Raw genomic sequence first — 13418 nt, forward strand, 5'->3', positions numbered from 1 at the left:
CGTAAATGGGTTGGGGGTGTGCGTGAACGGGCGTTAGCCTGCGCCCTCATGGAGCTGAACATAACGACCCTCGCCGAACGCCCCGAGCTCGAAGCTCCGATGTGGGGGATGAAGGACCTCTGGCCGGAGTTCGTGATGTACGACCCGGTCGGCTGGTCCCACTTCGGGCGGATCGTCGCCGAGCTGCCGGAGTACGTCCTCGTCGCCACGGACTCCGAGGGCAGGGTCGTCGCCCGCGCACTCAGCGTTCCCTTCCAGCTCCGGGCCGAGGGCCGCGGCGAACTGCCCGCCACCGGCTGGGACCAGGTGCTGCTGTGGGCGTTCTCCGACCGGCGACACGGGCGTACCCCGGACACCGTCAGCGCGATCGAGGTCACCGTCGACACGAGCGCGCTCGGGCAGGGGCTCTCGGCGACGATGCTGGAGGCCATGCGGGACAACGCCCGCCGGCTCGGCTTCACCGACGTCGTCGCCCCGGTCCGCCCCAACGGCAAGCACCTGGAGGCCGCCGCCTCCATCCACGAGTACGCCTTCCGCACCCGCGAGTCGGACGGCCTGCCCCACGACCCGTGGCTGCGCGTCCACGTCCGGGCGGGCGCCACGATCGAGGCGGTCGCCCCGGCCTCGATGACGATCGGCGCCTCCGTCGAGCAGTGGCGCGAATGGACGGGCCTGCCGTTCGACACGGACGGCCCCGTCGAGGTCGAGGGCGCACTGGTCCCGGTCCACTGCGAGGCCACGCGCGGCTACGCCGTCTATGTCGAACCCAACGTGTGGGTCCGCCACCGGCTGTAGACCCTCTTCCCCGGATCCGACCCGGGAGGCGACCTTTCGGGGAGCGGGATGTACCGTACGGCGTCCCTGTCGTATGTCCCCCGCCTCGAGAGGTCACCGATCGTGAAGCAAGCCGTCCCCGTCGAGAGCCCGGCCGTCCCGCCGGTCCAAGGGTCCGGACCCGCCCTGCCCGGGCTGCGGGCCCGGCTGGCGCTGGCGGTCGTTCCGCTGCTGAGCCTCGGGGTGCTGGGGCTCATACCCTCCCTCGTCATCGCCCTGCGCCGGGGCACCCGCGGCGACTGGCTGGCAGCGGTCGCCTTCACGGCGCTGTCGGTCGGCTGGTGGTTCCAGGTCGCGCTGAGCCCCGAGGACACGCGTGGCGCCCAGTTCGCGCTGGACGTCCTGCTGCTGTTCGGTTCCACGCTCGGCGCGACGGCGCACTGCCTCGTGGTCCGGCCCGGCGCCCGGCCCGCCGGGCAGCCCGCTGCCGAATCCGCTGTGCGGCCCGCAGTCGAGCCGGCTGAGCAGCCCGCCGTTCAGTCCGCCGTCGAGCCGACCGAGCAGATCGCCACCCAGGCCGCGCCCAGCCTCGTGAAGAAGACGGGCGAGAGTGCGTGAAGACCCGACGAACCTGGCGCAATACGGCCAAGAAGACTGATTCCGCCGCGACTTCCTTCGTACCGCGTGTGCTCTCCGCGGCCGCCGGCTCGCTGCGCGGCCGCGCCGGCTGGACCGTGGCGAGCGTCGCCGTCCTCGTTCTCGGCCTCCTCGCCGTCTGGCTCTTCGTCGGCGGGAAGCAGGACGGGCCGCCCGACGCGCGGGCCCGCCAGTACAAGGACTTCGACGCCTGCCTCCTCACCGGAGAGCAGGGCATCGTGACCGGCGCGCCGGCCGCCCCCGTATGGGAGGGGATGCAGGAGGCGTCCGCCGACACCCAGGTGCGGGTCACCTTCGTGCCCGTCATGGGGGAGCAGTCGGCGGCCAACGCGCAGCCGTTCTTCAACGGTCTGATGCAGCGCCAGTGCGATGTCGTCCTGGCGTCCGGCGCGCCGCAGGTGAAGGTCACCGAGGACGGCGCCGAGAAGTACCCGAAGGTTCGGTTCGTTGTCGTTGACGGTACAAAGGGCGCCGGGAATGTCGCGCTCGTGACCACCGGCAAAGACCTCAAAAGTGCGGTAGCGGACGCTGTTAGACGGGCCGTCAGAGACGCCGGACTCTAACGGCCACTTGCAGGTTCCGACCGGCGTGCAACGATTCCGTAAAGCACCCGTTCGCAAGTGGAACTGCTGTACGCACTTAGGGCAGGCTCACGAAGCTTTGTAGGCATCGTGTAAATAGAGGCTCGCCCATGCGCATACGTTGGGTCCGTAGCTCTCGGCTGTCTCCACCGGGTCGTACCGGTAGGCGACGCAGGCTGAGGGCTACGGCTCTTTTCGTCCTAGTCTTCTTCTCCTGCATGCTCACGACCGAGACGGCAATGGCCACCGGGGCCACCCTCTCGCCGCTGCGCATGCCCGAACTCTCCCTCTCAGGCCTGTGGAAGTGGGCCAACGAGAACCCGCTCGACACCCCCGACCAGCAGGGCGGCACCGCCCGCGGCAAGGGGCACCACGCTTCGTCCGACGCCACCAGCGCCGAGGGCGACGCGGGCCGCAAGCCCGGCAAGGGCAAGGGTGAACTCGACCCGTTCGAGCGGCACACCGACAAGCCCGAGCCGGCCACCAGTGGCACCGCCGCCGGCAACGCCCAGAGCTTCGACGCCCGCACCAGCAAGCGCGACGCGAAGAAGTCCACGGCCACCTCGGACTTCTACGTCAACGCCGACGGCTCCACCACGGTCCGGCACTTCAGCGGCCGGGCCAACTTCAAGGCCGCGGACGGCACCTGGAAGCCGATCGACAGCCGGCTGACCGAGGACACCGACGGCAGGCTCCAGCAGCGCGCCAACTCGCTCGACGTCGAGTTCGCGCCGGACGCCGCCGATCAGCAGCTCGCGTCCGTCGACTTCGGCGCCGGGCGTTCCTTGGGATACGCGCTGCGCGGTGCTGCCCAGGCCGAGCCCACCGTGGCCGCCGACGGCACGGTGACCTACGCCGGCGTGCTGCCCGACACCGACGTCCAGTTGGTCCCGCTCGCCGAGGGCTTCAAGGAGAACATCGTCCTGCGCTCCCCGCAGGCGGCGAACTCCTGGACCTTCCCGCTGGCCGTCAAGGGACTCACCCCCCGCATGGCCGCCGACGGCGACGTCGAGTTCACCGACGCGAACGGAAAGGTCACCGCGACCATTCCGCACGCGTACATGGAGGACTCGAAGATCGATCCGCGCTCGGGGGACGCCGCCCAGTCGCGGGCCGTCACCTACGAGCTGGTCACCGTGGACGGCAAGCCCGCGCTGCGGATGACCGCGGACCGTGCCTGGCTGGACGCCCCCGAGCGGGTCTACCCGGTGACCGTCGACCCGACGGTGACCGCGTCCAACTCCACGTACACGCAGAACACCATCCCCGGTGACCACTCCACCGAGACCCAGATCAAGGTCGGCTCGTACGACTCGGGCACCAACAAGGCGAACTCCTTCCTGCAGTTCTCCTCGCTGGGCACCACGCTCGCGGGCAAGCGGGTCACCGCCGCCACCCTGAACGTGTACGCCCTCTGGTCCTCGACCTGTGCGGCCCAGGCGTTCTCCGTGCACCCGGTGACGCAGTCCTGGACGCCGTCCGGCGTCACCGCCTACCCCGGCCCGACGTACGGCGCCGCCATGGGCTCGGCCACCCCCGCGCCCGGCGCGTCCTGCTCGAACTCCTCCGGCTCGGCGAGCGTCGGCGTGAAGATGCCGGTCTCCCTGTCGACCACCTGGTTCAACCAGGTCGCCGGTGGTGCCGCCAACTACGGTCTCGCGCTCACCGCGCCGACCAACGACATGCTCCACTGGAAGAAGTTCCACTCGGACAACTCGGCGACCGCCGGATTCCGCCCGGCGCTGGAGCTGACCTACACGGCCAACACGGCGCCGCAGGTCAACGCCCAGTACCCGCCGGAGAACTTCCAGGCCAACACCCTGCAGCCGGAGCTGCTCGTCTACGCGAGCGACGCCGACAAGGGTCCGAGCCCGCTGTCGTACACCTTCGAGGTCTACGACGCCGACAGCGGGAGCACCACGCCCGTCGTCACCTCCGCCGCGCTCACCAAGGGCAGCTGGAAGATCCCCGCGGGCAAGCTCAAGTGGAGCACGAACTACGAGTGGCTCGTGGGCGTCAGCGACGGCACCACGGAGATCGTCGAGTCCGGCCGCTTCACCACCGCCGTGCCGCAGCCGCCGGTGACCTCGGGCCTGTCGATGAACACCGACGGCCACGAGTTCGACCCCTCGGACGGCAACTACACCACCGAGGACACCGACGCCGATGTGGAGGTGGTCGGCCCGTCCCTGGAGATCGACCGCTCCTACAACAGCCTCGACCCGCGGGTGGACAGCGCCTTCGGCGCCGGCTGGTCGACGGTCGTCGACATGAAGGCGGCCGAGGTCAAGGACCCCTCCGGTGCGATCACCAGCGTGGTGATCACCTACCCGGGCGGTGAGCAGGTCGCGTTCGGCCGCAACAGCGACGGCACCTACGTGCCCCCGCTCGGCCGCTACGCGCGTCTGGAAGCGGTGACGACCCCCGCCGTCGGCTACAAGCTGACGGACAAGGACTTCACCGCCTACTCCTTCACACAGCCGACCACCAAGGCCGGCGTCTACGCGATATCCAGCATCAAGGACTTCGCCGGCCGCACGGAGACGTTCGCGTACGACGCGAACAAGCGGCTGACGAAGATAACCAACGAGACGTCGAAGCGTTCGCTGACCCTCGCCTGGTTCCAGCCGGCCGGAGCCACCGCCTGGCACGTCCAGACGGTCGCCACCGACCCGTCCACCGCGGGCGACTCGGCCACGGCCCAGACCTGGCAGTACGGCTACACGGCCGACCAGCTGACCAAGGTCTGTCCGCCGGCCGACTGGACCAAGTGCACGACGTACACGTACGCCACCGGCAACCACTACCGCACCACGGTTCTCGACGCCGACCCGTTCGCCTACTGGCGCCTCGGTGAGACGTCCGGCACCGTGGCCGCCGACGCGATCGACGCCAACCAGGGCCAGTACAACGGCACGTACAAGAACGTGACCCTGGGCAGCTCGTCCGTGCTCGCCAGCTCCACCCAGAAGACGGCCACCTTCAACGGCACCACCTCGTACGTCGAGATGCCCAGCGCCCCCGGCGCCACGCCCTCGTACACGTCGGTGTCGCTGTGGTTCAAGACGACCACGGCAGGCGGTGTCCTCTTCTACTACGGCGACAAGCCGCTGAGCGACCCCGACCCGGTCGCCAACACCACGAAGAACACCCCCGCGGTGTACGTCGGCATGGACGGCAAGCTGCGTGGCTGCCTGGCGATGTCGCCCGGCTGCATGTCGACGATCACGTCCACCGCGACCGTCACCGACGGCCAGTGGCACAACGCCGTCCTCACCGGTATGGCCACCAGCCAGACCCTGTACCTCGACGGCGTCTCGCAGGGCTCCCTCAGCGGCACCATCAACGACTGGGTGCAGCCCTACATCAGCCTCGGCGCCGGTGTGAACACCGACGGCTGGCCGTCGATGAACCCGAACGACCAGCTCGGGCACTTCACGGGACAGATGGCCGAGGTCGCCGTCTTCGCCGAGCCGCTTCCCGCCTCCGTGATCGCCACGCAGTACCAGGCCGCCAAGCGGTCCGCCGGGCTGCTGCAGACGATCACGACGCCGAACGGCAAGACCCAGGCGTCCGTCGTCTACGGCACCACCGACGACCGGGTCCTGCAGGCCACGGACGGCAACGGCGGCACCTGGAAGCTCAACCCGGCGACCATCACCGGCTCCTCGCAGGTCTACCGCTCCGCGGTGATGGGCTCCGCCCCGGCCGGCTACTGGCGCCTGGACGACACCCAGGGCGCGGCGCAGGCCGCCAACGAGATCCACACCGGCTTCGGCACGTACAACAACGTGACGCAGGGTGTGGAGGGTCCGTTCGGTGCCGGCGATGTCACGGCGGCCATGTTCGACGGCACCAGCTCCTACGCGGAGGTTCCGTTCGGCGTCTGGCACAACAAGCCCGACCGTTCCGTCGAGCTGTGGTTCAAGACGGCCGAGCCGGGTGTGCTCGTCTCCGACCAGCAGAAGGCCATCAACGACCCCGCCGGGGTCACCGGTAGCTGGAACCCGCTGCTGTACGTGGGAGCCGACGGCAAGCTGCGCGGCCACTGGTGGAGCGTCTCCGGCTCCGGCACCGCGGACTTCGGCTCCACGTCCGTGGTCACCGACGACAAGTGGCACCACGCGGTGCTCTCCGCCGCCGGAACCACCCAGACGCTGTACCTCGACGGAGTCAAGCAGGCCGACTTCGCCGGCGCGGCCAAGGACCAGACCAACGCCCGCACCTACATCGGCGCCGGCTTCGCCAAGGGCTGGAACAACGCTCCCGGTGACATCAGCTACTTCACCGGCTCCATCGCGGACGTCACGGTCCACTCCAAGGGCCTGACGGCTGCCGACGTCGCGACTCACTGGTCGGCGTACAAGGCGTCGTCCGGTGTCGCTCCGGTGCGGACGGTCACGCTGACCGATCCGAAGGACAAGACGCTGACCTATGTGTACGACGCGGAGATGGGTAACCGTCTGCTGGCCGCGATCGACACGGAGGGCAAGCGGACGACGTACGGCTACGACACGGGTGGCTTCCTGCACACCGTGACGGACGCCAACGGCAACCGCTCGATCACCGGCCACGACGTCCGGGGCAACGCGGTCTCGCAGACCACGTGCCAGGACACCGCGGCCAACAAGTGCTCGACGGAGTACATGACGTACTTCCCGGACGCGACGACGGCGTTCCCGCCGATGGACCTGCGCAACGACCTGGTGCTCACCGAGCGCGACGGCCGCTCCGCGAGCCCGACGGACAACACCTACCTGACGTCGTACGCGTACGACACGGCGGGCAATCTCCTGTCGGTGACCACGCCGCCGGTACCCGGGCATCCGAACGGGCGGACCGCGTCGACGACCTACACCACCGTCGACACGGTGGCGATGGAGGGCGGCGCGTTCAGGGCGCCGGCGGGTCTGGTCGCGCAGGTGACCACGGCCGGCGGGAAGAAGACGTCGTACACGTACTTCGCCAACGGTGACCTCGCGCAGATCACCGACGCCAATGGCGGCAAGGTGAAGTACACCTACGACAACCTCGGCCGGCAGCTGTCCAAGACCGAGGTGAACGACGCCAACCCGGCCGGGATCACGACGTCGCAGACGTACGACAAGAACGACCAGGTCGTCACCGAGACCGATCCGAAGGTCACCAACCGGGTCACCGGTGCGTTGCACCAGGCGAAGACGACGACGGCCTTCGACGCGGACGGCAACATCCTGTCGCAGACGGTCGCCGACCTGACCGGTGGTGACACGGCGCGTACGACGTCGATGACGTACGACGCGCACAACATGCTGGCGACCAGGACGGACCCGGGCGGCGACACCACGTCGTTCGAGTACGACGCGTACGGCAACAAGACGAAGGAGACGGACCCCGCGGGGAACGTCAACACCTACACCTTCGACGCCGAGAACCGTCCGCTGACGACGAGCCTGCTGAACTACACGGGCGACCCGAACAGCCCGTCGTCGCCGACGACCCTGGTCCAGGAGTCGCGGGCGTACGACCCGGCGGGCCGGCTGGCATCGATCACCGACGCCATGGGCTGGGTGACGGCGTACACGTACACCGACGACGGTCTGTCGGCGAGCGTGGTCCGCAAGGACCCGGTGTCGGGCAAGTCGTTCACGGAGCAGGCGAACACCTACGACGCGGCCGGCAACCTGATCGAGCAGATCACCGACGACGGTCAGAACCGCACCACGTTCACCGTGGACGCCGCGGACCGTACGACGACGTCGGTCCTCGACCCGAACGGGCTCGCCAGGACGTCGACGGTCTCCTACGACCCGGACGACAACGTGGTGTCCGAGACGGAGCGCGACCCGGCGACGGGTGACGTCTCCACGACCGACACCCGGTACGACAACCTGGGCAACGTCACGGGCAACACCGTCCACGACGGCACCACGGCCCCGGTGGCGCGCTGGAAGCTGGACGAGACGACCGGATTCTCGGTCGGCGACTCCTCCGGCGCCAACAACACCGGTACCCACGGCACCGGAATGCACTGGAGCACCGAGCGGGGTGGCAGCGCCGTCTTCGACGGTGACACCAACTCCTACGCCCAGACGCAGGGGTCGGTCGTCAACACCGGAGGCAGCTTCTCGGTCGCGATGTGGGTGCGGCTGGACGACAAGACGGCCAACCACACCTTCCTGTCGCAGGACGGTACGGTCGGCAACCCCTTCCAGCTGTACTACTCCACGGCCTACGGATGGACCTTCAACCGTTCGTCGGCCGACATGTCCGGTCCCACCCTGGCCCGAGCCACTTCGGGCACCGCAGCGGTGACGGCCGGGACCTGGACCCACCTGACCGGCGTGTACGACGCGGCGGCGGGCAAGATCCGGCTGTACGTCAACGGATCCCTGATCCAGGAGACCGCGTTCACCTCCCCCTGGGACGCGACCGGTCCGATGCAGATCGGCCGCCGCAAGGCGAGCGGTGTCTACGCCGAGTACCACAAGGGTGCCCTTGACGACATCCAGGTCTACGGCGAGGCGCTGACCGCGGCGCAGGTCTCCGCGGTCAAGGGCGGCACGCTCCCGGCAGCGGGCAGCTCGGTCCGTTCCACGTCCTGGAAGCTGGACCAGCGTGGTCTGCCGCTGTCGATGACGGACACCAATGGCAACGTCACCGACTACGGCTATGACGAGGCCGGCCAGCAGACCACCGTCACGGAGCCGGCCGTCAACGCGGAGCAGAACGGCGGGACCCCGGTCTCGATCCGTCCCGTGTCGATGACGGGCTACAACACCTTCGGTGAGGCGACGGAAACGTCCGACCCGCTGGGCAATGTGACGGTGACGGCGTACGACGCCGAGGGCCAGGAGTCCTCGACGACCTCGCCGAACTACACGGCGCCGGGCGGTACGACGGCGATCCAGGCCACGGCATGGAACGAGTACAACCGGCTCGGTCAGGTCACTGCCGAGGTCGACCCGCTGGGCGGCCGCACCACGTACACGTACACGCAGCTCGGCGACCTGGCCTCGGTCACGGAACCCGGCGGCGGAACGACCACGTACACCTACACCACCAACGGCGACCAGCTCTCGGCCACCCGGCCGAACGGTGCCCGTGAGGAGAGCACCTGGGACTACCTGGGGCGTCCGGTGACCAGCACGGACATCGTGCGTCAGCCGACGCAGCGGGCGTTCACGGCGATCAACGAGTACAACGCTCCGGGCGGCGAGCTGTCCCGGACCGTGTCGCCGACCGGCGTCACGGAGTCGTACAAGTACAACTCCGTGGGCGAGGTCGTCGAGGCCACGGACGGCGCCGGCAACGTGTCGACGTTCACCTACGACATGGACGGCCAGGTCCTCACGGCCAAGGAAGCGGACGGCACCAGCACGAAGAACACGTACAACGGGTTCGGACAGCTGAAGTCGATCCAGGACCTGGACGCGGCGGGCGCGGTGCTGCGTACGTCGAGCTCGACGTACGACCGTGCGGGCAACCCGGTCTCGCTGACGGATGCCCGCGGTCACACGAAGACCTTCACGTACGACGCGACAGGTCTGATCACGCAGGCGGTCGAGCCCGTCTCGGCCACCGAGTCGATCACGACGACGTACGGCTACGACGCGGGAGGCAACCGGACACGGTTCACGGACGGACGGGGCAACCCGTTCCTGACGACGTACAACTCATGGGGCCTGGCCGAGTCGGTGATCGAACCGTCGACGCCGACGCACCCGAACCTCGCGGACCGCACGTTCACGACGACGTACGACCTCGGCGGCCGCTTGAAGGAGATGCGTTCTCCGGGCGGTGTCGTCGTCTCGCACGAGTACGACGTCAAGAGCCGGCTGATCCGCCAGACGGGCGCGGGTGCGGAGGCCACCACGGTCGACCACACCTACGACTACGACGCGGACGACCGGATCACGGCCGTCGCGGGCGCCGGTGACGAGAAGAACACCTTCTCCTACGACGACCGCGGTCTGCTGCTCACCGCCAACGGGCCCTCGGGTGCCTCGTCCTTCGCCTGGAACGGCGACGGGGCGATGACCTCGCGGACCGACGCGTCGGGCACGTCGGCGTACGGGTACGACACGGCCGGCCGGCTGAAGACGGTCAGCGACGGGGCCACCGGCACCGCGATGACCTACGACTACGACGTCAACAACAACGTCACCTCGGTCGACTACGGCGCGGGCAAGTCGAAGCGTGCGTTCGGCTACGACAAGCTGCAGCGTCTGACCAGTGACAAGCTGACCTCGCCGACCGGCAAGGTGCTGTCCTCCATCACCTACGGGTGGGACGAGAACGGCAACGAGACGTCGAAGACGACCGCCGGTCTCGCCGGCTCCTCGTCCAACACGTACACGTACGACTGGGCCGACCGCCTGTCGTCCTGGAACAACGGGACGACGACGGAGGTCTACGGCTACGACGCGTCGGGCAACCGCACGCGCGTGGGTGGCGACACCTACACGTACGACGCCCGCAACCGGCTCACGTCGGACGGGCACAGTACGTACGCGTACACCGCGCGCGGCACGATGAGCCAGGTCACGGACGAGGGCGGCATATCGACGGCGGTCAAGGCCGACGCCTTCAACCGGGTCATCAACGAGGGCGACCGTACGTACACGTACGACGGCCTCGACCGGGTCCGCGAGGCGAAGGACGAGACGGGTTCCCCGCTCCACACCTTCCAGTACAGCGGCGCCGGAAACGACGTGGCCTCGGACGGGGTGACGTCCTACAGCCGCGACGCGGACGGCTCGCTGCTCGGCGTGAAGACGTCGGTGTCGGCGGTCCTGGCGCTGACGGACCTGCACGACGACGTGGTGGGGCAGTTCACCTCCGCCGGGGAGGCGTTGTCGGGTTCGACGACGTACTCGCCGTTCGGCAAGGTCGTGCAGTCCTCCGGAATGCTCGGTGCGCTGGGCTACCAGTCCGGCTGGACGGATCCGCAGACGGCCAAGGTCAACATGGCCGCGCGCTGGTACTCGCCGCAGACCGGCCAGTTCAACAGCCGTGACACGGTCGCCAACGACCCGATGCCGGACTCCATAGCGGCGAACCGGTACGCATACGCGGACGGCAACCCGATGACGGGTGTCGACCCGACGGGCCACTGGTTCGAGTGGGCGAAGAAGGCTGTCAAGAAGGTCGCCAAGAAGGTCAAGAAGACCGTCAAGTCGGCCTACAAGAAGACGAAGGCCACGGTCAAGAAGGTCGCCAAGGCCGTCAAGAGGGCCGCGAAGAAGGTCAAGCGCGCGGTCAAGAAGGCGGTCAAGAGGGCCGTGCGGCACGTCCGCAAGGCCGTACGGTACGTGTCCGACAGCGTCCGCAAGGTCAAGAGATACGTCAAACGCACCTACAAGCGGGTCAAGCGCTACGTCCACAAGGTCGTCAAGCACGTCAAGAAGGCCGTGCGGAAGGTCGCCAAGGCGGTCAAACACGTAGCCAAGAAGGTGGTCAAGGCAGCCAAGAAGGTCGGCAGAGCCGTCAAGAAGGCGGCCAAGGCCACAGCCAACTTCGTCAAGCAACACGCCTCGACCATCGCCTCGGTCGCCACCGGCATCGCGGTCTTCGCGGGCTGCACGGCCATCACGGCCGGTGTGGGTGCCGTCGGCTGCGCGGCTCTCGCGGGCGCGGCGGCCAACGGCGTCGGCTACATGATGAGCGACGGCCCGAAGACGCTCGGTGGCTTCGCTATGGCGGTCGGTGTCGGCGCGCTCACCGGCGCGGTCGGCGGTGTGGGCGGTCGGCTCGCGGCGAACGCGGCGGGCAAGCTCCTCTCCGGCACGTTCGGCAGGGTCGTCTCGGGTGCCGCTGAGGGTGCCGTCGACGGCGCCGTGGGCGGAGCGATCGAGTACGGCACCTCCTGTGTGAACAGCGAGGAGGGCTGCAGCGTCGGCGGCGCGGCGAAGGCCACGGCGATCGGCGCGGCGATGGGCGGAGCCTTCGGCGCGGCGGGCAACGCCCGCGGCCCGAAGTCGAAGTCCAACCCGCAGCCGGATGCCCAGCCGGGCGGTGCGCCGGACGCCCCGTCGGGCGGTTCCTGCCCGATCCGGCGTGGCACGACGCCGCACAGCTTCACTGGGAAGACGCCGGTCCTCACGGCGGACGGCAAGACCAAGGAGATCGCCAAGGTCAAGGTCGGGGACTACGTCCTCACGGCCGAGCCGGGCAAGACCACCAAGGAGAAGCACCGGGTCAAGGAAGTGATCGTCACCAAGACCGACCGCGACTACGTCGACGTCACCATCGCGACGAAGACGGGTCCGAAGACGATCCAGACCACCAAGCACCACCAGTTCTACGAGTCCTCCCGCGACGCCTGGACGCAGGCGGGCGACCTCAGGGTCGGCCAGAAGCTGCAGAACGGCGAGGGTGCCCCGACCGCGATCGTCGAGGTCAAGTCGTACACGGCGGAGCGCGTCACCTACGACCTGAGCATCGAGGGCCTGCACACCTACTTCGTGGTGGCCGGTACGGCGGTGACGACGGCGGACGTGGCGGCAGGTGTCACGGCGGACGCGGTGCTGGTGCACAACTGTGGCGGCTCGGTTCGCGGCCACACCTCCGCGTGTGCCTGTGCCACGGGCGGGAACCCCGTCGGGCCGATCAACGCGCATCTCGCCGGGGGTACTCACCCGGTCACGGGTGTGCCGTTCGACGCCCAGGGCTTCCCGGACTTCAGCGGCCACCGGGATCCGAACACCCCGGATGTCAACATCACCCTGACCGGCGACAGAAAGAAGGACTTCGCCGCGGCGGACAAGGCGGCCGGTATCAACCCGAAATACAGGAAGGGGAAGTGGACGTGGAACCACCATCAAAACTGCGGCAAGATGCAGTTGGTGGATATGAAGATCCACTCCAAGACCGGCCATACCGGCGGTTTCTCCATATGCTAGAGAGGAGTCTGGGGTCGTGATTTTCGACCAGACGGATGAATCCGAGTTCGCTGGTCCGCCGGTGGATGCCGAGATGATTCGGCAGGCCGAGGACGTGCTCCAGGTTCGCCTGCCGAAGAGCTACGTCGATCTGCTGTCCGTCCAGAACGGCGGCGATCTGCGGAACCGCTGCTTCCCCACCGAATTCCCCACGTCGTGGGCGCCGGACCATGTCTGCGTCGACGCCATCTGGGGCGTTGGCGGTGAATGGGGCGTGGACGTCGTGTCGTCAGACATGATCAGCGAATGGCGGTATCCCGAGATCGGCGTCGTCTTCGGTATCACTCCGTCCGCAGGCCACGACACGGTGATGCTCGACTACTCCGAGTGCGGTCCGCTTGGTGAGCCCGCTGTGGCCTACGTCGACGAAGACCGGGTGCCGAGGCGCCTCGCGAATTCGTTCGCGGAGTTCCTGCAGGGCCTCGTCTCGTGCCGGACGTTCGGCGATGACGAGGACTGATCTCTGATCGGTGATGCCCGTGGC

Annotated in this window: 5 protein-coding genes; all 5 read left to right on the top strand. The window is 68.5% G+C overall.

Going from position 1 to position 13418, the window contains the following annotated elements; genetic code table 11:
* The first annotated feature begins 48 nt into the window (after positions 1–48).
* The 5 genes from ACFC0D_RS16095 to ACFC0D_RS16115 all read left to right on the top strand — a co-directional run bounded on the left by ACFC0D_RS16095 (position 49) and on the right by ACFC0D_RS16115 (position 13394).
* A complete protein-coding gene (locus ACFC0D_RS16095; protein ID WP_376435470.1) occupies positions 49–795 on the top strand; it encodes an N-acetyltransferase in 747 nt (248 codons plus the stop codon).
* A 102-nt stretch (positions 796–897) separates the two neighbouring features.
* Complete coding sequence (locus ACFC0D_RS16100) at positions 898–1392, top strand: hypothetical protein (RefSeq protein WP_376435473.1); 495 nt, start codon at positions 898–900, stop codon at positions 1390–1392.
* Positions 1389–1994 (top strand): BMP family ABC transporter substrate-binding protein, encoded by a 606-nt coding sequence (locus tag ACFC0D_RS16105; RefSeq protein WP_376435475.1) that lies wholly within the window; start codon positions 1389–1391, stop codon positions 1992–1994. The genes ACFC0D_RS16100 and ACFC0D_RS16105 overlap by 4 nt, the downstream gene beginning before the upstream one ends.
* Positions 1995–2230: 236 nt before the next feature.
* On the top strand, positions 2231–12895 hold the full coding sequence (locus tag ACFC0D_RS16110) for a LamG-like jellyroll fold domain-containing protein (protein ID WP_376435478.1): 10665 nt from the start codon (positions 2231–2233) through the stop codon (positions 12893–12895).
* 16 nt (positions 12896–12911) lie between these two features.
* The gene (locus ACFC0D_RS16115; RefSeq protein WP_376435481.1) at positions 12912–13394 is read left to right on the top strand and encodes an SMI1/KNR4 family protein; all 483 of its coding nucleotides are present in this window, start codon (positions 12912–12914) and stop codon (positions 13392–13394) included.
* The last annotated feature ends 24 nt before the right edge of the window (positions 13395–13418 follow it).

This window comes from Streptomyces sp. NPDC056222, from assembly GCF_042264065.1.
Lineage (GTDB): Bacteria > Actinomycetota > Actinomycetes > Streptomycetales > Streptomycetaceae > Streptomyces.